This is a genomic window from Rhizorhabdus histidinilytica, assembly GCF_900167915.1.
GTDB classification, from domain to species: domain Bacteria; phylum Pseudomonadota; class Alphaproteobacteria; order Sphingomonadales; family Sphingomonadaceae; genus Rhizorhabdus; species Rhizorhabdus histidinilytica.
In genome coordinates, this window is record NZ_FUYM01000011.1 from 119,891 (window position 1) to 138,493 (window position 18,603).

An 18,603-nucleotide genomic window follows, 5' to 3' on the forward strand; every position below is an offset into this window, starting at 1 on the left:
TCATGGCATCGAGCGACACGCTGACCGGCCATCGCAGCATCGCGCACCTGCTGCGCGACCGGGCCATCGACCATGCCGACCGGATAGCGGTGCGCGAAGGCGACCGCGAGACCAGCGTCCGCGATCTCCACGACGCGGCGCGGCGCATGGCCCGCGCGCTGATCGCGGGGGGGATCGAGCCGGGCGACTTCGTCGTCTGCTGGGCGCCCAATATCACGCGTTGGGTGATCGCCGCGCACGCCGCCTGGATGGCGGGCGCGGTGCTGATGCCGCTGTCGACCCGGCTCAAGGCGCGCGAGGTCGGCCCGCTGCTGGAGGCGACCGGCGCCAAGCTGCTCGTCACCGTCGGCGAATGCGCCGGCACCCGGCTGATCGACATCGTCAAGGCCGCCTATGGCGCGGGGACCGACCGGCCATTCGAGCGGCTGCCGGCGGTGCGCCGCATCGTCCGCCTCGACGAGGATTCCTCCTCCGCGCCGGGCGAGGTCGGCTTCGCCGATTTCCTGGCGAGCGGCGAGGGCGTGTCCGATGCCGATCTCGACGCGGTGATCGCCGGGATCGACGGGGACATGCTGGCCGAGGTGATGTTCACCTCGGGATCGACCGGGGCGCCCAAGGGGGTGCAGCTCAGCCATGGCCAGCTGATGCGCGCCTATCGCGACTGGGCCGACGTCGCGGCGCTGCGCGCGGGCGATGTCTATCTGGTGATCCCGCCCTTCTCGCACGGCTTCGGCCTCAACGCCGGCATCCTCGCCAGTGCCGAGCGCGGCATGACGATGGTGCTGATGGACATCTTCGATCCGGCACGCGCGCTGGACCTGATCCTGCGGCACGGCATCACCGTCGCCTCGGGCCCGCCCAACCTCTACCTAGCCCTGCTCGACCAGCGGGCCCGCACCGGCGCCGAGGTGACGACGATGCGCGTCTGCTTCATCGGCGCGGCGAGCGTGCCGATGGAGCTGCTGCGTCGGGTGCGCGTCGAACTGGGCGTGCGGCGTGCAATCAACGCCTATGGGCTGATCGAGGGCTGTGTCGTCTCGATGACGCGCGCCGACGATCCCGAGGACGTCGTCTCGACGACCACCGGCCGGCCGATGGACGGGGTCGAGGTCCGCATCGTCGACGACGAGAACCGGCCGGTACCGCAGGGCCAGACCGGCGAGATCGTGATGCGCGGCTACAACGTCATGCAGGGCTACTGGGGCGAGCCGGAACTGACCGCCGCCGCGATCGATGCCGACGGCTGGCTGCACAGCGGCGACATCGGCCTGCTCGAAGAACATGGCTGTATCCGCATCGTCGACCGCAAGAAGGACATGTTCACCTGCGGTGGCTTCAACGTCTACCCGGCCGAGGTCGAGAACCTGTTGCTGTCGTCGGGGCTGATGTCGGCGGTGTCGGTGGTGGGAGTCGCCGACCGGCGGCTCGGCGAGGTCGGCGTCGCCTTCGTCATCCCGCATCCGGGCAGCGACGTCACCGCCGAGGCGCTGACTGCCTGGGCCCGCGAGAACATGGCCAACTACAAGGTTCCCCGGACTTTCGTGCTCGGCACGGAGCTTCCGCTCAACGCAAATGGCAAGGTGGCGAAAGATGTACTGCGAACAAGCGCCCGCCAATATTCAGACGCTGGACAAGCCTGACATGGCGCGCATGAAATTCTCCGCCTTCCTGCTCTATCACCAGCATGCCGGCTGGAGCGAGAAACAGGTCTACGACTACAACACCGAACTGGTCGAACATCTCGAGGAATGCGGCTTCGACGGCGTCTGGGTCGCGGAGCATCATTTCCGCGACTATGGACTGTGCACCAACATCCCGGCGATGCTGTCCTACCTCGCCGCGCGCACCTCGAAGATCCGGCTCGGCAGCGGCGTCCTCATCCTGCCGCTGCACAATCCGATCCTGATCGCCGAGGAGATCGCCCAGCTTGACCTGCTGTCGAACGGCCGCTTCGATTTCGGCATCGGCCGCGGTTACCAGTCGCTGGAGTTCAGCCGGCTCGGAGTCGACCTCTCCGAGGCGCGGGAGCGGTTCGACGAGGCGCTCGACCTGATCAACCGGCTGTGGCGCGAGGACGACGTCAGCCACAGCGGCAAATTCTACCATTGCGAGAGCGTCAACCTGAAGCCCCGGCCGCTGCAGAAGCGGATTCCGACCTGGGTGGCGTCGGTCAGCCCCGACACGGTGCAGCGCTATGCGGCGCGCGGCCTGCCGATCATGGCCGACGCGCTGGCGACCTTCGGCTCGCTCAAGCGCGCGGCGGAGGCCTGGCAGGAGGCGATGACGACGGCGGGCCACGCCATCGACGGCCATTCGCTGTGCGCGATGCGCAGCGTCTACGTCGCCGACACCAACGAGAAGGCGCGCGAGGATTTCCGCGCCTTCGAGGCCGGCTTCGACCGCGGCAAGATCATCAACAAGGAAAGCGCCCCGATCGATCCCAAGACGGGCAAGATCGCCAAGGGCTACGAGTCCTGGGAAGCCAAATATATGAAGGGCGGCGAGGTCAGCGACGACTTCCGCTGGGACAAGATGGAGGTGATCGGCGATCCCGAGCGCGTGATCGGCCAGGTGAAGATGCTGCAGGATTTCGGCTATTCGAACCTGATGTGCGATTTCGGCAGCACCCGGCCGTTGCCGATGCCCGAGATGAAGCGGCTGGTGTCCTTCTTCGCCAAGGAGGTGATGCCGGCGTTCCGGTAGGAGGCCGGGCAGGATCGAACCGCCCTCCCCTTCGTCATTCCCGCGAAAGCGGGAATCCACGGAAACGGGACGCTGTTTGACGGGAGGTGCCGCCGTCCATGGATTCCCGCTTTCGCGGGAATGACGATTGGGGGGAGAGAAGGCCGAGGCAGGAGTCCGCCGAGATGCCGGCCTCCGCCGGCATGACGAACTGGGTAGAGGAGGACGGTGTCGGGCGTGGAGAGGCAGGCGTTTTCGGGCAAGGCGGCGATCGCCGGGGTCGGCTATACGCGCTTCAGCCGCGAATCCGGCCGGACCGTGCTCGACCTGACGATGGAGGCCGTCCATGCAGCGGTCGCCGATGCCGGTCTCCAAAGCCGCGACGTCGACGGGCTGCTGTCCTACGCGCTGTCCGATTCGGTGCCGACCCACATGGTCGCGCGGATGCTCGGCCTCGCCGACCATGGCTGGACCAACGACTATCATGGCGGCGGCAGCCAGGCGGCGGCGATCCTCGGCGACGCGGCGATGGTCGTCGCGGCCGGTCTCGCCGAGACGGTGGTCGTCTACCGTTCGCTCAACGGCCGCAGCGGCAAGCGCATGGGGCAGATCTCGCTCGGCTCCAGCGACGGGATGGAGGAGCAGTTCCTCACCCCCTACGGCTTTCGCGGGCCGGTCAACCTGTTCGCGCTGGCGGCGCAGCGCTACCTCCACGATCGCGGGCTGGCGCCGGACGCGCTCGGCCCGCTGGTGGTGCGGCAGCGCGCCAAGGCGGTCGCCAATCCCAAGGCGCTGCTGCGCGATCCGCTGACGATCGACGACTATCGCACCGCGCCGATGATCGCCTCGCCGCTGCGCCGGCCCGACTGCTGCCTGGAGACCGACGCCGCCTGCGCGATCGTGGTGACGACGCCCGATCGGGCGCGGGCCCTGCGCAACCGGCCGGTCCACATCCTCGGCGCGATCCGCGCGGGCGGCCGCGGGGCGGGGGCGATGGACAAGGCTGGCGACGATCCCGCCCGCATCTTCTCCGCCCATGTGGCACCGCGCTTCTACGCGGCGACGGGCGTCGCGCCGGCCGATATCGACTTGGTGCAATGCTACGACGCCTATTCCTACCTGATCCTCCAGCAGCTCGAGGATTTCGGCTTCCTCGCCCCCGGCGAGGTCGCGGACTTCGCCGCTACGGGCGAGGCGGGGCGCGGCTTCGCGCTCAACACCAATGGCGGGCTGCTGTCCGAAGGCTATGTTCACGGCCTCAACAACGTCGTCGAGGCGGTGGAGCAGCTCCAGGGCAAGGCGGGCGACCGGCAGGTCGAGGCCGCGACCGCGCTGTGCACCGGCTTCGGCGGCAATTTCGGCTCGGCGCTGCTGCTCGGGCTGGAGGCGTGAAGGACAGGCGATGAGCGATACACCTCCCGAACCGCACAATTGGGGCCGCTGGGGCGACGACGACCAGATCGGCGCGGCCAACCTGCTGACGCCCGATGTGGTGAAGGCCGGCGCCGGCGCGGTCGCGCGGGGGCGGGTGCTCAGCCTCAGCCTGCCGATCAAGGGATCGACGTCGAGCAACGCGCCCTGCACGGTGCCGCACCTGCGCGGCCGGCCGCTGCCGCAGCATTTCATGTCGATCGACGGCGGCGACTATCTGGCCGGGGCGAAGCCGCCCGCCGGCCTGTCGATCGCCGACGACGCGCTGATCGTGTCGCCGCACGGCACCACCACGCACATGGACGCGCTATGCCACATGTGGAACGGCAGCCGCCTCTACAACGGCCATGACAGCGCGCGCATCCGCAGCTACGGCGCGCTCCGCTGCGGCATCGAGCAGCTTCCGGGGATCGCGACCCGCGGCGTCTTCCTCGACGTCGCGCGCCATCGCGGCCGCGACATCCTCGACCCCGCCGACCGTATCACCGCCGCCGACCTGGAGGCGATGTGCGCGGCCGCCGGTGTGACGATAGGGGCGGGCGACGCGGTGGTGCTGCGCACTGGCTGGACCAAGCAGTTCTACCGAAGCGCCGACACCTATTGGGGCGGCGAGCCGGGCCTCGCCACCGACGGTGCGCTGTGGCTGGCCGAACGCGATGTCGTCGCCGTCGCCGCCGACAACAGCGCGATCTGCGGCCTCAATGCACAGGGCGGCGCGGACGAGGACCTCGACGGCGACATCCACATGATCTTCCTGTGGCGGCACGGCATCTACCTGATGGAGATGCTGTGGCTGGAGGAGCTGGCCGAGGCCGCGCCCGCGACCTTCCAGTTCGTCGTCGCCCCGCTCAAGATCGTCGGCGGCACCGGCAGCCCGATCAACCCGCTGGCCATCCTCTGACATGGCCGCCAAACCGCTTCCCCAGCCGACCGAGCTGACTGCGCCCTATTGGCGCGCGGCGGCGGAGGGGCGGCTGGCGTTGCAGCATTGCCGGGGCTGCGGCCGCTGGATCCATTTTCCCGAGCCGCGCTGCGCCGAATGCGGGTCGGACGAGTTCGACTGGGACACGGTCTCGGGGCGCGGCACCGTCGCGACCTTCAGCGTCGTCCACCGCAGCTTCGTCGCGGGCTTCGACGGCGAGCCTTACGTCATCGCCTGGATCGACCTGCCCGAACAGCCGGGCCTGCGGGTCTTCGGCAACGTCACCGGCTGTGCGCCCGACGCGGTGCGGATCGGCATGGCGGTCGAGCTGTGGTTCGAGCGGCGCGGCGACATAGCGATGCCCAATTTCAGGATGACCGAACGAGGGGAGCAGGAATGAGCGCAAGGGCGCCCTACGGCAATTACGCGCATGCGGTACTGACCAACAACGCGGCCCGCACGCCCGATGACGTCGCGCTGGTCTATCGCGGCCAGAGCTACAGCTTCGACGCGCTCAACCGCCGGGTGAACCGCACCGCCAACGCGCTGCGCGCGCTGGGCGTCGAGCCGGGGCAGAAGGTCGCGTCGCTGCTCGGCGAGGCGCTGCACGTCGCCGAGACCTATTTCGCCGAGGCCAAGATCGGCGCGGTGATCGCCGCCTTCAATCCCTATTGGGCGCCCGACATGGTGGTGGAGATGGCGCGCCGGTCGAAGATCGACTGGCTGACCATCGACGCTCCCAACGCCAAGTTCGCCGAGACCGTCCGCGCCGAGCTGCCCGAGGTCAGGCTGATCGCGGTCGGCACCCGCATCGACGGCGCGGTGTCGCTCGACGACGCGCTCGCCCAGGCATCGGACGAGGAGCCGCCGCTCGGCGCCTTCTTCGACGACCCGATGGGCTTCTTCTACACGTCGGGCACGACCGGCACCTCGAAGGCGGTGGTCCACAGCCATTCGTCCTGCATCCAGATGAGCACGGTGCTGTACGAGGTCGAGCGGTCGACGGACTCCGTCTGGGGATCGGGTCCAATTATCTGGGGCATCGGCTTCCCCTGCACGATCGGCGCGGCGTTCTACGCCGGCATGAAGGTCGCCCTGGAGGACGATCTCGGCCCGGCGCGGCTGCTGGAGGCCGTTCAGCGCGAGCGCATCTCGCACATCACGATGATCCCCAGCCAATGGGCCGACATCCTCTCGAACCATCCGCACCAGGATTTCGACCTGTCGTCGCTCAAGGTGATCCTGCTCGGCGGCGAGCCGATCTCGCCCAACATCTTCTCGCGGCTGATGGAGCGGCTGCCCGGCCTGTCGCTCTACAGCTTCTATGGCCAGTCCGAAGGGCCCTATAACTGCGTCAACACGATCACCGAGGCGCATCTGGCGGCGACGTCGGGCCGGGCGCGGGTGGGGCAGGCGGTGCGGACGATCGGCGCGAACGGCGAGCGTGTCGTCGGCGTGCCGGGCGAGATCGTCATGACCGGCCCGCACCTGTTCCAGGGCTATGACGGCCAGCCCGACAAGACCGCCGAAGTGCTGAAGGACGGCTGGTTCCACACCGGCGACCTCGGCCTGATGGACGAGAGCGGCCGGCTGACGGTGCTCGGCCGCAAGGAGGACGCGATCAGCCGGGGCGGCCATTATCTGCGGCCGATCCAGATCGAGGACGTCGCCGGCACGATCGAGGGCGTGGCCGAGGCCGGCGTCGCGGGCAGCCCGGCGGGCGCGCCCGAGCAGAAGATCATCCTCGCGGTCTCGCCCCAGCCTGGCGCCACGCTCGACGAGGCCGGGCTGCGCGCGCGGCTCGAGGCGCTGCTGCCGGCGGAGGCGATGCCGGACCTGATCGTCGTGGCCGACAGCCTGCCGCACGGCAATGACGCCTCGGGCGGGCGCGGCAAGCTGCTGCGGCGCGAGATCCGCGCGCTTTACGAAGGCCGGCTCGCGGGATGACGGTGCGCGAGCGCATCGAGGGCCGCTGGGACCCGGCCTTCCGCCGGGTCGCCGACGCCTTCCTGGGCTTGTTCGACCCGGCCCGCGACGGCGCGACCGAGGTCGGCGCGGCGATGTGTCTGATCGTCGAGGGGCGGGTCGTCGCCCATATCTGGGGAGGGGTCGCCGACAGCGCGGGGACGCCGTGGCGGGCCGAGACCGCACCCTGCGTCTTCTCCTGCACCAAGGGCGTGGCGGCGAGCCTGTTCCACATCCTCGCCGAGAAGCACGGCGTCGACTATGACGCACCCGTCGCGCGCTGGTGGCCGGAGTTCGCGGCGGCCGGCAAGGCCGACATCAGCGTCCGCGAGCTGCTCGCCCACCAGGCCGGGCTCGGCCGGCTGCCCGATCCGGCGGCGCCGGGCCATGTCCTCGACTGGGATCGTGTCACCACGGCGCTCGCCGCCGCACCGGCCTTCGGGACGCGCCCGCGCCGGTCGGGCTATCATGCGCTGACCTTCGGCTGGCTGATCGGCGAGCTGATGATGCGGATCGCCGGCGACGATCTCGACAGGCTGCTCGACCGCCATCTCAACGGACCGCTCGGCACCCGCTTCGCCTGGCGCGGTGCAGCGTTGCCCGCCGATCGGGTTGCGATGCTCGCCTCGGCCAATCCGGGCGCCCCGGTCTGGGCGACCGGCGGCGACCAGCAATTCGCCGGCATCACCTCGCTCGACGACTGGACCCTGCTGACGCCGGCGGTCGCCGCCTCGGCCGGCTGGCGCGCGGCCAACGGGCTCGGCGCTGGCGGCCATTCGGACGCGTTCAGCCTCGCCACCATCTATGCCGCGCTGATTGATCGCCACGCGCCGGTCCTGTCGCGCGAACGGCTCGCGATCGCCACCGCCGAGCAATATCGCGGCGAGGACGCGCTGCTCGGCAACGACGTCGCCTATGGGCTGGGCTACCAGTTGCCGGCGGGCGGCGTCTCGCTCGGCCATGTCGACCGGCCCGGCACGGCGCTGTTCGGCCACAAGGGCGCCTATGGATCGATCGGCGTCGCCGATCCCGATCGCGGCTTCGCGCTCGGCTACGTCACCAATCTGTGCGGCGAGATGGGCGATCGCAGCCGCAACGGCGCGCTGCTCGACGCGGCGCTGGCGTGCTTCTGACATAAGAGGAGGGGACGATGCGCATCTCGATGGCGCTGGGCCTGAACCAGTTCGACAATCCGGCCGAGTTCATGTCGGTCGCGGCGATCGCCGAGATGGCGCAGGCGCTGGAGACGGCGGGGATCGACGCCTGCTACGTCACCGATCATCCCGCGCCCGCGCAGGCCTGGCTCGCGGCGGGCGGCCATTCGGCGCTCGATCCCTTCGTCCAGCTCACCGCCGTTGCGGCGGTCAGCACGAAGCTGAAGCTCCACAGCCAGATCGTCGTGCTGCCCTATCGCAACCCCTTCCTCACCGCCAAGGCGGCGGCCAGCCTCGACGTGATCTCGGGCGGGCGGATGATCATGGGCGTCGGCGTCGGCTATATGAAGGCAGAGTTCGCGGCGCTGGGCGTCCCGTTCGAGAAGCGTGGCGCCCTGGTCGACGAAGCGTTGCAGGCGATGAAGCTTGCCTGGACCGGAGAGCCGGTCAGCTTCACCGGCCATGCCTTCGACGCGCAGGACGTGCAGCTCCTGCCGCTGCCGGTCCAGCGGCCGCATCCGCCGATCTGGTGCGGCGGCAACAGCGAGAAGGCGATCCGCCGCGCCGTCACCTGGTGCGACGGCTGGGCGCCCTTCCCGGCGCGGGGCAAGCTCAGCGCGATCACCGGCACCGACCAGCTCACCTCGGTCGCCGAGCTCGCCGACAAGATCGCCTTTGCCAGGGAGCTGTGCGCCGAGCAGGGGCGGACCCGGCCGTTCGACGTCTGCATGGTGCCGTTCGACATGACCCTCTACAACGGCACCCGCCTCAACGCGCAGGCGATCATCGACCAGCTGGAGGAACTGGCGGCGGCCGGGGTGACGTGGAGCGCGGTCGCGCTGCCGCAGAACGACCGCGGCCAATATGTCGAGAACGTCCTGTGGTTCGGGGAGGAGGTGCTGGCCCGGATCGGCGGCCGGGCATGACCGCGCCCATCGACGACCGGCCGGTGCCGGATATCCGGCTGGGCGGCATGCTGTTCTCGCTCGCCCAGCCCGATCCGGGTTGGGAGCGCCATTTCCACCGCTGGTACGAGCGCGACCATTTCTACGCGGGGTGCATGGCCGGGGCTGGCTTCTTCGCCGGCCGCCGCTGGCTCGCCACCCGCGCGATGCGGGCCGAGCGCTTTCCCGAGACGACGCCGGTCGCCGACGACATCCGCGACGGGAGCTTCCTCGTCACCTATTGGGTGCTGGGCGAGCGGCTCGACGAGACAATCATCTGGTCGGTCGATCAGGTGCTCCGGCTGCACCGGCAGGGCCGGATGGAGGCGCCCCGCCGCAACATCTCGACCGGCTATTACCGCTATGCCGGCGGCGCCTTCCGCGACGAGGACGGGGTGCCGGCCGAACTCGCGCTCGACCATGGCTATCCGGGCGCCATGGCCATCATGGTCGACGCGGCTGAGGATGGCGACGCGGTCGCCGACTGGCTGCGTGACGATGTCCTGCCGGGGCTGATCGCTGGAACGGCGGTGCCGATGGCGCTGTGCTTCCGGCCGGTGCCGCTGCCCGACAATGCGCCGGGCAACGTCGCGCGGCCCGACCCCGCCTATTTCCGGCAGCGGGTGCTGGTGCTCGCCTTCTTCGACACGCCGCCGCCGACCGACTGGGACGCGGTGCCGCGCGCCGTCGAGGCCGCGCTACAGGCGGCCGGGCGTGGCGCGCTCGTCTTTGCCGGCCATTTCATCCCCACGGTGCCCGGCACCGATACCCATGTGGACCAGCTATGACCGATCGTCTCTTTCCCGAAGGCGCCACGCTCCTGTTCGGCGGCAGCGGCGGGCTCGGCGGAGCGGTTGCCCTCGAATTCGCCCGCGCCGGCAGCGCGGTGGCGCTCGGCTATCGCGGCAACCGCGAGAAGGCCGAGGCGATGGCGGCCGAGATCGCGGCCGCCGGGGTCGAGGCCAGCACCGTCCAGGCCGACCTCACCGACCGCGCCAGCGTCGAGGCCGCGATCGCCGCGGCGGTCGAGCGGCACGGCCGGGTCCACAGCATCGTCTTCGCCGCCGGCCCGCTGGTCCCGCAAATCTACATGTCGCAGGTGACGCCTGAGCAGTGGAAGGCCGCCTTCGCGATCGAGGTCGATGGCTTCTTCAACGTGGTGCAGGCCGCTCTGCCTCATTTCCGCGCGGCGGGCGGCGGCTCCTTCGTCCATATCGGATCGGCCGGCGACCGGCTGTGGCCGGGCAAGGACGGCCTGTCGGTGGTGCCCAAGGCCGCCAACGAGGCGCTGGTGCGCGGCATCGCGCGCGAGGAGGGCCGCTTCGGCATCCGCGCCAATTCAGTGCTGGTCGGGGTGATCGCCGGGGGCATGTTCGACAAGCTCGACGCGATCGGCCATTTCGACGAGGCGTGGAAGGAGGCGACCCAGAAGTCGCTCTCGATCAAGCGCTACGGCAAGCCGGCCGAGATCGGCCACGCCGCGGTGTTCCTTGCGTCGGACCGCGCCGCCTATGTCACCGGCGAGCAGATTTCGGTGTCCGGCGGCTTCGGGGTCTGAGGACCCTTTTCCCGTCATCCCGGCGAAAGCCGGGATCTCCCTTCTTTTCCTCCTTCGTCTCCCCGAACACGGGAAAGGCAGGGAGATCCCAGCTTTCGCTGGGATGACGAGATGGGGAGAGCTTCCTAAGGCCAGGCCGACAGCAGCCCGTTGACCGCCGCGACGAACGCCAGCGGGTGATCGATCATGATGTGGTGGCCCGCGTCGGGCACCGTCGCGATCGGAGTGAAGCGGGGACGGAGCTCGCGGATGCGGTCGGCGGCGTCGTCGGCCATGATCTGGGTCTCGCCGCCCAGGATGAAGGCGATCGGCACGTCGGCGGACGCCAGCAATTCCAGCACGTCGGGCTCGCGGTCGAGCCGGCTCCACATCGAGAAGTCGAAGCGCCAGCGCCAGCCGGGCCGGTCGCCGCCCTGCTCGACGATCGACCGCTCGGCGACATAGTCGCGGACGAAGGCGGGGGCGTCGCGGTCGGGCGGCACGAAGCGGAAGCGCGCCAGCGCCTCCTCGCGCGTCGCGAAGATCGGCGAAGGGCGGCTCGAATAGACGAAATTCTCGACCACGCCGGGGGCGGGAAATCCGCCGGTGTCGATCAGGACCAGCGCCGACAGCGCCTCGGGCATCTCGGCGGCGACGACCAGCGACGGGTGGCCGCCGAAGCTGTGCGCCATCCAGATCGGCGGGACCGGCCCGTCGAGCAGCCCCGTCTCCCGCGCGACCGCGACCGCCTCGCGCGCGAAGCCGTGGATCGAATAGCGTTCGCGCCAGTCGGACCGACCCATCCCCGACCAGGAGAAGGCGACCACCCGATAGCGGTCGGCGAACATCGGTGCGATGAAGCTCCACCAGTCGGCATGCGCCGCGCCGCCGTGGAGCAGGAACAGCCCGGGGTTCGCCGGATCGCCCCAGGCCAATGTCTCGATGGTCGCGCCCTCGGCCCGCACCGTCCCGCGTTCAGGGGGGCAGGCGAGCGCGTCGCGGAACCAGGCCGGTCCGGCCGCTGCTGTCGATGTCATTCGCTGGATGGCCGGATCAGGCGGCCTGCTTGCCGAACGCCGCGAGCACCGCGACGACGCCCTCGTCGCCCGCGACCACCGGGGCAAACGCTTCGCCCTCACCGGCCCACAGGCAGGATTTGGGGCCATAGACCTGGCCGTCGACCTCGGCGCTGCCGGAGATGACCAGCAGGAAGCGGCCATGGCTCGCCTCGGCGGGGAAGGCGAGGGCCTCGCCTGGCGCGGCGCTGAGCCGATAGGCGCCGACTCCGTCGGGCTGGGCAAAGATGGGGGCGATGCCCGCCGCTGCTTCGGCCGCCTCGTCGACCTCGCCCATCAGCATCCGCCGCTTCGACCCGCTGGTGTGGCGTGCCTCGCGCAGCAGCTTCGCCTCGGCCGGCATCTGGTGATAGCTGGTGGTCGAAACCGGCCGCAGCGTGAAATAGGCATAGCCTTGCTCGGTCGCGATGATCGGGCCGTAGGTCGTATAGGCGTCGGTATAGTGGATCGATCCGGGGTGCAGCTCGAAGCGGCCGAGCTTCGCATTGCCCTCGACGAAGATCTGGAACTGATCGACGGCATGGAAATGGCCGGGGATGACGTGGCCGGCGCCCGCGCGGACCAGGAAGGCCTGCGGCGTGTCGCTGTCGATCTGTCGCTCGCCGATGAAGTCGGTCGCGCTTGCCACCCCGTCGCTCTGAACGCGGTTCGCCGCCATCGCCTGCTCGAGAGTCGCGCCGATCATCCTGTCCCTCCATTCCTTATTAGAGGTAGAATTATAGCAAGCGACTGGTTGGTTCAAGCCCAGCCGCCCGATCCGTGTCATTGCCTTCCTGCGACCAACGCGACAATGAAGAAGGGAGATCCCAGCTTCTGCTGGGATGACGTGACATGAGCTCAGACCTTCCCAAGCACCCGGCCGAGACCATAATCGCCGGCCAGGCTGGTCCGCTGCATGCGGCGCGGATGGTGCGGGGGGACGCCTTCGGCCGAATGCAGCGCCCGCCAATTGTCCCAGATGATCATGTCGCCCACCGCCCATCGGTGGAAATAGGCGAAGTCGGCGGTGCAGCAATGGTCGATCACCGCGCCGAGCAGCGCGTCGCCCTTGGGATCGTCCATGCCGACGATGCCGACCGCGAACAGCGGCGCGACGTTGAGCACCTTCCGGCCGCTGTCGCGATCGGTATAGACCATCGGGTGGGCGACCGGCGGGAAATCGCGGTCGAGCACGTCGCCGTCGAACATCCCGGCCTTCATCGATGGCGCCACCAGCGCCATGTCGGCGGGGCGGCAATAGCGGCGCTTCATCATGTCGGGCTGGAAGCGATAGACAACGTCGAGTCCCTCGATCCGCCGCTTGAGATCGTCGGGCAGCAGCTCGTACAGGCGGATGCGGTCCATGAAGCCGGTGCGGCCGCCCTCGGGCGGCACCTCCAGCGCGCGCAGCATGCTGCCATGGTTGATCTCGGCCATGTAGGACAGGTCGAAATGCCAGGGCAGCCAGCCGGCCAGCTCGCGCCCCTCGATCCGGTAGACGGCATGGTAGGACAGGTCCCCCGGCCGCCGGGGCGGGGTGTAGGACATGTCGACCACCTCGGGAAAACCCTCGACCTGGTTCCTGTTGACCGGGTGGACCTGGAGCCTGCCGAAGCAGCGGCTGAGCGCGACATGGATGTCGGGCGAGGTGCCGATGCGCGGGAATAGCAGCACGCCATGGTCGGCGAAGGCCCGGCGCAGCGCCTCGGTCATTGCGGGATCGCCGATCCGGGCGGGATCGAGGGTGATGCGCGCGCCGACATGGGGGGAGAGCTTCTCGATGGTGATGGGCATGGCGGCCTCCCTCACGCGGTGGCGCGGCCGGGGCGCAGCACCCGGCCGGGATAGGCGCCGCTGTGCCGGCCATCCTCGAACAGGCTGGCGCCGTTGACGATGACGTGGCGAATCCCCTCGGCCTCGACGACGAGGCGGCGGGCGCCGCCAGGCAGGTCGTCGCGCGGCACCGGCCGGGCGCTGTCCGATCCCACCGTCGCGGGGTCGAAGATGACGATGTCGGCCGCGAGGCCTGGCTTCAGGCGGCCGCGATCGGAGAGGCCGAAGAAATCGGCCGGGTCCGAGGTCAGCCGCATCACCGCCGTCTCCAGGTCGAGCAGCCCGCGCCGGCGGACCAGGTCGCCGAGCATCTCGGTGGTGTAGCCGGCGTTGCACAATATACCGACATGGGCGCCGCCGTCGGACAGGCCGATCAGGGTGCGGGGATCGCCGAGGAATTCCTCCGGCACGCCGAAACGGACGGCGGTGAACTCGGTCGCGAGATCGTCCTCCAGCGCAAGATCGAAGAAGGCGTCGACCGGGTCCTGCCCACGCTCCGCGCCGATCTCGACGATGTTGCGGCCGATCAGCCGCTCAAAATCGGGCCGGCCGGTCGCGATCACCCAGACCATCGACCAGTCGCCGTGGAAGGCGGCGGCCTGTTCGACGAGATCGTCGCGGAACGCCCGGCGGAAGGCCGGGTCGCGATAGATCGCGGCCTGCACGTCGCGGGGCTGGTTGAACACGCCGCGCAGCGACGCAAAGGATGACAGCATGAACGGGTCGCGCAGGTTGAGGTCGCTGACCAGGTTGGTCGAATGCATCTGCGGCCGCGCGCCGCGCGCGACCAGCGGCGCGACCTGCTCCATCGCGCGGAAATGCTCCTCGGGCTTGTCGAGGAATTTCATCAGCGCGAGGAAGGTCAGCGGCGCGCGGCTGGCGCCGAGCATGCGGTCGAGCAGCTCGAAGTCGGCGGGCTTCATCCACGGCGCGACCGATCCGATCGCCATCTCGATCGCGCCGCGCCCGATCTCGCCCAGCTCGGTCGCATAGGCGACCAACTCGTCGGCGCTGGCCGGCACGCTGGCGAGCGGCTTGCCCTGATAGCCGATGTGCGACGGGGCCTGGGTCGAGGAGAAGCCGACCGCGCCGGCCGCCATCGCCTCGCGCAGCAGCGCGCGGATGCGGGTCGTCTCCTCCGCCGTCGCCGGGCGCTCCATCGCCTCGTCGCCCAGCACATAGCGACGGAAAGGCGCGAGCGGGGCAAGGAAGGCGAGGTTGAGCCCGCAGCCGCGCTGCTCGGCGGCGTCCATATAGTCGGGGAAGCTCTCCCAGTCCCAGCTCAGCCCTTGTTCGAGCGTCTCATAGGGGATCGCCTCCAGGTTCACGAGGTCCCAGGTCGCCTTCTCGCGATCCTCGGGCCGGCAGGGTGCGACGCCGACCCCGCAATTGCCGAGCACCACGGTGGTGACGCCGTGCCAGCTCGACGGGGTCAGCAGCGGGTCCCAGCACAGCTGCGCGTCATAATGGGTGTGCGGATCGACGAAGCCGGGAGCGACGATCATGCCGGCCGCATCGATGGTGCGGGCGGCGTCGCCGTCGATCGTGCCGATTGCGGCGATGCGTCCGTCCTTCACGGCCACATCGGCGTCGAAGCGTGACGCGCCGGTGCCGTCGATGACGGTCCCGTTCCGGATCAGAAGGTCGAAGGACATGGGCTCTCCTTACGGCTGGGCATCGCTCGGCCGTTGGCGGCGAATCGTTCATATATATGTTTGAATATTCTGTAATATGAACAAGAGGCGTGCGTCAACGCGCCGCGCAGGACGGACGATCGTGTGCGATGAAGCCGAAATGGAGCGGTCAGACTGCCGCGATGGAATGTCCGAGCAGGCCGGAAATCTCGCGGCCCGCCTCGCGCACCGCGTCGGCCAGCTCGTCCGACCGCTGGAGCGCTCGGCTGACCACCGAGGAGATGATCACCACCCCCGCGATCGTGCCGCCGGCATCGAAGACCGGCGCGCCGAAGCCGAGGATGCTCTCGTCCATCTGGCCGATGGCGATCGACACGCCCTGCTCGCGCACCTGGCGGTACATCGCCTTGAGCTCGTCGATCCCGGTCAGCGTCTTGGCCGTGTGGCGGACGCGGTCGACCGAGCGGAGATAGGCGTCGACGAAGCCGTCCGGCAGGTGCGCCAGCATCACCCAACCCCCGGTCGAGGCATAGAGCGGCGTATGGTTGCCTATGATCCCCGAGACGCGCACCGTGTGGCGGCTCTCGATCGCGTCGACATAGACGACATGGCGCTCGTCCTGCGACAGCACGCCCAGGATCACCGTCTCGCCCACCTTGTCCGCGAGCCGCTGGAGTGCGGGCCGCGCGATCGCCGGCAGCCGGCCCGAGCGCAGGGTCGAGATGATCAGGTTGGCGAGGGCATAGGCTTCCCGCCCGAGATGGTAGGCGCCATTGGCCGAGGTGACGTAGCCCAGGCTCTGCAACCCGCGCAGGATGTTGAGCAGGCTGCTCTTGGGGATGCCGGTCTGCGCGCTGAGCGAAGCGAGGCTGGCACCGTTCGGCGAAGCGCGGGACAGCAGGTCGAGGATTTGCGGCAGCCGTGCCACCGACAGGGTCGCCGCTCCGCGCGGGGCGATCTGCGGGGTGACGGCGGCGGCGGAACGTGGCGGCATGCTTCCCTCGTGTCGGTCGGGCGGCGGTCGGTCGGGCGACGGGGCGCACTCCTCTCTCCTCTCCTACAGAAGCGGCCGGTTGGCCACACGAATCTTGGAAGGCGCCGGCGTCCGGAAGGATGCCGGCGCCTTCGGTTCAATAGACGATGCGGGCGGTGCCGCCGATCCGGCGGGGCTGGCCGAACACCTGCACGCCGAAGCCCGAGGCACCGAAGTCGACGCCGCCGGTGACGATGTCCTTGTCGAGCAGGTTCTCGCCCCACACCGACAGCTCGAGCTTCGCGCGCGGCCCGACGTCGACGTCGGCCAGGGTGATGCGCGCGCTCAGCAGCTTCTGGCCGGGATCGCGCACCTCATTGTTGAACGGGTTCACGTTCGGCAGGTTGATCGTGTGGAAATAGCGCGTGCTGCTCCACGAATAGTCGGCCCTTACCGACAGCGTCCCCATCGACAGCGGCGGGAACTCATATTGCGCGCCGACATGCGTCGTCCATTTCGGCACATAGGGGACGTGCGCCTGGTCGGCATAGTTGGTGATGACGTTGTTCGCCGGGTTCGGGAAATAGATCTCGTCATAGACCGCCTTGGTGTAGCCGATGCTGCCGTCGATGGTCAGGCCGCGCAGCGGGATCGCCTGCACCTCGCCCTCGAACCCCTGGAAATGCGCCTGGGCGTTGGAGGTGAAGCCCGATCCGCCGCCCGGCGTTATGCCGGTGAACTGATTGACCTGAAGGTCCTTGTAGTCGGTATAGAACACCGCACCGTTCCAGCGCAGCCGCCGGTCGAACCATTCGGACTTGATGCCCGCTTCATAGGCCATCGCCTTTTCCGGCTCGAACAGGAAGCTGCCCGCCGCCGCGGCGCGGGTGTTGAAGCCGCCCGAACGATAGCCGGTGCCGACCCGGCCGTAGAGCATCAGCGCATCGGTCGCCTGGAAGTTCAGCGTGACGTTGTAGGCGGTGTTGTGGAAAGTGCGCTCGCCGCTGCGCGCGATCGTCGAGAGTTGCCGCGCGCGCTTCTTGTCGATCGTGTAACGCAGGCCGACGGTCAGCTCGACCCGGTCGTCGAGGATCGGCGGCGTGTAGCTCGTCTGACCGAAGCCGGCATAGGAAGTGCCGTGGATCTTGTAGTCGGTCAGGCTGGTCGCGTTGGTGCCGACCAGGCCGACATTGGGCACATTGGCGATACGGGTGGAGAAGCTGGTATTCTCGTCGCGGCCGTGCTCGTCGAAATAATAGAAGCCGGCGACATAGTCGAAGCGCCCGGCCGATCCGAGCAACTGGAACTCCTGCGAATATTGGTGCTGCCGGATATAGCGGTCGCTCTCCGACGGTTGGACATGCGCGACCGCGCCCGCCGCCGAGACGACGCCGAGCAGGTTGGCGGCGACATAGATGGTCGGGACATAGGAGAAGATCTTGCGATAGGCGCTGATCGACTTGAGGGTCAGTGCGGGGCCGACCTCATATTCGAGGGTCAGGGCATGGCCGTAGCTGCGGGTGCGCTGCGGCTTGCGCACCGCCAGCGGCACCGTGTCCGACCGGCCCTGCTGGATGAAGAAGGGATCGCCGCCCAGCGCGGTCGAACGGCCGTAATAGGTGCGGACGGTCGGGGTCGCCGCGACGAACTGATAGGCGGCGGGGCGGCCCTGCTGGGCGTTGTAGTCGAACGCATAATCGGCGGAGAAGTCGCCCCAGCGGCCATGGACGCGGGTCCACACCGCATCGCTGGCGAGAGCGCCGGGGTCCTTGTCGTCAGGGGCATAGGGATTGTCGACGAAGCCGTCGCGCTGGCGCCGCTGGTAGCTGACCGTCGCGGCGATGCCGGTGCCGCCGATCTCGCCGGTGTTGATCCGGGCGAGCGCGACGAACTGGTTGCCCTCGGCATATTCGAGCTTGGCGGTGGCTCCGAAATCGGCCGAAGGCGCCTTGGTGACGAGGTTGATCGCGCCGCCGGTGGTGTTGCGGCCGAACAGCGTGCCCTGCGGACCGCGCAGCACCTCGACCCGCTGCAGGTCGACCAGGTCGAAATTGCCGGCGTTGGACCGCGCGATATAGACACCGTCGAGATAGATGCCGACAGCCTGGTCGATCGCCAGGATCGGGTCGGCATTGCCGATGCCGCGGATATAGGCGACCGTGCCCGCGATCGATCCGCCCGCCGGGGCGAGCGCGATATTGGGGGTGAGCTGGCTCAGCCGGTCGACCGTCAGCACGCGCTGCTGCTCGATCTGGGCGGAGGACAGCGCCGATACCGACACCGGGGTCGACTGCAATATCTCCTCGCGCCGCCGCGCGGTGACGGTGATCTCCTCGAGCCGGATGCCGTCGCCGCCGTCCTGTGCGAAGGCGGGTTCGGTGACCAGACAGGCCGCCGCGCAGCCCGCCAGCATCATCGTTCGTGCCCTCAACTGAACCATTGTCCCCTCCTCTGTCGTCATTGTGGAATCCAG

At 69.1% G+C, this 18,603-nt stretch carries 16 protein-coding genes; 10 read left to right on the forward strand and 6 right to left on the reverse strand.

Annotated features, from left to right (window positions below; genetic code table 11):
- The first annotated feature begins 2 nt into the window (after positions 1–2).
- The 10 genes from B5X82_RS20985 (at position 3) to B5X82_RS21030 (ending at position 10,656) form a co-directional block, all read left to right on the forward strand.
- Positions 3–1,640, forward strand: a complete 1,638-nt coding sequence (locus tag B5X82_RS20985; RefSeq protein ID WP_079650126.1) for an AMP-binding protein — start codon at positions 3–5, stop codon at positions 1,638–1,640.
- A 1-nt stretch (position 1,641) separates the two neighbouring features.
- Positions 1,642–2,703, forward strand: a complete 1,062-nt coding sequence (locus B5X82_RS20990) for an LLM class flavin-dependent oxidoreductase (RefSeq protein ID WP_079650127.1) — start codon at positions 1,642–1,644, stop codon at positions 2,701–2,703.
- Positions 2,704–2,919: 216 nt separating this feature from the next.
- Entirely contained in the window at positions 2,920–4,074 is a 1,155-nt protein-coding gene (locus B5X82_RS20995; protein ID WP_079650128.1) for a thiolase C-terminal domain-containing protein, read from the forward strand.
- Positions 4,075–4,084: 10 nt separating this feature from the next.
- Positions 4,085–5,014, forward strand: coding sequence for a cyclase family protein (locus B5X82_RS21000; protein WP_079650129.1), 930 nt, complete (start codon positions 4,085–4,087; stop codon positions 5,012–5,014).
- Between the two features lies 1 nt (position 5,015).
- Positions 5,016–5,435, forward strand: coding sequence for a Zn-ribbon domain-containing OB-fold protein (locus tag B5X82_RS21005; protein ID WP_079650130.1), 420 nt, complete (start codon positions 5,016–5,018; stop codon positions 5,433–5,435).
- Complete coding sequence (locus B5X82_RS21010) at positions 5,432–6,982, forward strand: class I adenylate-forming enzyme family protein (protein WP_079650131.1); 1,551 nt, start codon at positions 5,432–5,434, stop codon at positions 6,980–6,982. The genes B5X82_RS21005 and B5X82_RS21010 overlap by 4 nt, the downstream gene beginning before the upstream one ends.
- Positions 6,979–8,133, forward strand: coding sequence for a serine hydrolase domain-containing protein (locus B5X82_RS21015; protein WP_079650132.1), 1,155 nt, complete (start codon positions 6,979–6,981; stop codon positions 8,131–8,133). The genes B5X82_RS21010 and B5X82_RS21015 overlap by 4 nt, the downstream gene beginning before the upstream one ends.
- Positions 8,134–8,150: 17 nt before the next feature.
- Entirely contained in the window at positions 8,151–9,080 is a 930-nt protein-coding gene (locus tag B5X82_RS21020; RefSeq protein WP_079650133.1) for an LLM class F420-dependent oxidoreductase, read from the forward strand.
- Positions 9,077–9,886, forward strand: a complete 810-nt coding sequence (locus B5X82_RS21025; RefSeq protein WP_079650134.1) for a hypothetical protein — start codon at positions 9,077–9,079, stop codon at positions 9,884–9,886. The genes B5X82_RS21020 and B5X82_RS21025 overlap by 4 nt, the downstream gene beginning before the upstream one ends.
- On the forward strand, positions 9,883–10,656 hold the full coding sequence (locus B5X82_RS21030; protein WP_079650135.1) for an SDR family NAD(P)-dependent oxidoreductase: 774 nt from the start codon (positions 9,883–9,885) through the stop codon (positions 10,654–10,656). The genes B5X82_RS21025 and B5X82_RS21030 overlap by 4 nt, the downstream gene beginning before the upstream one ends.
- Positions 10,657–10,781: 125 nt before the next feature.
- Here B5X82_RS21030 and B5X82_RS21035 read toward each other — a convergent pair whose 3' ends face one another.
- The 6 genes from B5X82_RS21035 to B5X82_RS21060 all read right to left on the reverse strand — a co-directional run bounded on the left by B5X82_RS21035 (position 10,782) and on the right by B5X82_RS21060 (position 18,570).
- Positions 10,782–11,672: an alpha/beta fold hydrolase gene (locus tag B5X82_RS21035; RefSeq protein WP_235862757.1), complete on the reverse strand. Its 891-nt coding sequence runs from the start codon at positions 11,670–11,672 to the stop codon at positions 10,782–10,784.
- Positions 11,673–11,688: 16 nt separating this feature from the next.
- Positions 11,689–12,396 carry a cupin domain-containing protein gene (locus B5X82_RS21040; RefSeq protein WP_079650136.1) on the reverse strand — a complete coding sequence of 236 codons (708 nt, stop codon included), beginning with the start codon at positions 12,394–12,396 and terminating at the stop codon, positions 11,689–11,691.
- A 152-nt stretch (positions 12,397–12,548) separates the two neighbouring features.
- Entirely contained in the window at positions 12,549–13,484 is a 936-nt protein-coding gene (locus B5X82_RS21045; RefSeq protein ID WP_079650137.1) for a TauD/TfdA dioxygenase family protein, read from the reverse strand.
- 11 nt (positions 13,485–13,495) lie between these two features.
- Positions 13,496–15,178 (reverse strand): N-acyl-D-amino-acid deacylase family protein, encoded by a 1,683-nt coding sequence (locus B5X82_RS21050; protein ID WP_079650138.1) that lies wholly within the window; start codon positions 15,176–15,178, stop codon positions 13,496–13,498.
- Positions 15,179–15,326: 148 nt separating this feature from the next.
- Complete coding sequence (locus B5X82_RS21055) at positions 15,327–16,151, reverse strand: IclR family transcriptional regulator (RefSeq protein WP_079650139.1); 825 nt, start codon at positions 16,149–16,151, stop codon at positions 15,327–15,329.
- A gap of 136 nt (positions 16,152–16,287) precedes the next feature.
- Positions 16,288–18,570: a TonB-dependent receptor gene (locus B5X82_RS21060; RefSeq protein WP_176152647.1), complete on the reverse strand. Its 2,283-nt coding sequence runs from the start codon at positions 18,568–18,570 to the stop codon at positions 16,288–16,290.
- Positions 18,571–18,603 lie beyond the last annotated feature (33 nt).

Bases quoted from the DNA above. Each gene is read 5' to 3' on its own strand.
- B5X82_RS21020 (WP_079650133.1), top strand. From the start codon at position 8,151: ATGCGCATCTCGATGGCGCTGGGCCTGAACCAGTTCGACAATCCGGCC.
- B5X82_RS21000 (WP_079650129.1), top strand. From the start codon at position 4,085: ATGAGCGATACACCTCCCGAACCGCACAATTGGGGCCGCTGGGGCGAC.
- B5X82_RS21005 (WP_079650130.1), top strand. From the start codon at position 5,016: ATGGCCGCCAAACCGCTTCCCCAGCCGACCGAGCTGACTGCGCCCTAT.
- B5X82_RS21050 (WP_079650138.1), bottom strand. From the start codon at position 15,178: ATGTCCTTCGACCTTCTGATCCGGAACGGGACCGTCATCGACGGCACC.
- B5X82_RS21030 (WP_079650135.1), top strand. From the start codon at position 9,883: ATGACCGATCGTCTCTTTCCCGAAGGCGCCACGCTCCTGTTCGGCGGC.
- B5X82_RS21010 (WP_079650131.1), top strand. From the start codon at position 5,432: ATGAGCGCAAGGGCGCCCTACGGCAATTACGCGCATGCGGTACTGACC.
- B5X82_RS20985 (WP_079650126.1), top strand. From the start codon at position 3: ATGGCATCGAGCGACACGCTGACCGGCCATCGCAGCATCGCGCACCTG.
- B5X82_RS21015 (WP_079650132.1), top strand. From the start codon at position 6,979: ATGACGGTGCGCGAGCGCATCGAGGGCCGCTGGGACCCGGCCTTCCGC.
- B5X82_RS21040 (WP_079650136.1), bottom strand. From the start codon at position 12,396: ATGATCGGCGCGACTCTCGAGCAGGCGATGGCGGCGAACCGCGTTCAG.
- B5X82_RS21045 (WP_079650137.1), bottom strand. From the start codon at position 13,484: ATGCCCATCACCATCGAGAAGCTCTCCCCCCATGTCGGCGCGCGCATC.
- B5X82_RS21025 (WP_079650134.1), top strand. From the start codon at position 9,077: ATGACCGCGCCCATCGACGACCGGCCGGTGCCGGATATCCGGCTGGGC.
- B5X82_RS21035 (WP_235862757.1), bottom strand. From the start codon at position 11,672: ATGACATCGACAGCAGCGGCCGGACCGGCCTGGTTCCGCGACGCGCTC.
- B5X82_RS21060 (WP_176152647.1), bottom strand. From the start codon at position 18,570: ATGGTTCAGTTGAGGGCACGAACGATGATGCTGGCGGGCTGCGCGGCG.
- B5X82_RS20990 (WP_079650127.1), top strand. From the start codon at position 1,642: ATGGCGCGCATGAAATTCTCCGCCTTCCTGCTCTATCACCAGCATGCC.
- B5X82_RS21055 (WP_079650139.1), bottom strand. From the start codon at position 16,151: ATGCCGCCACGTTCCGCCGCCGCCGTCACCCCGCAGATCGCCCCGCGC.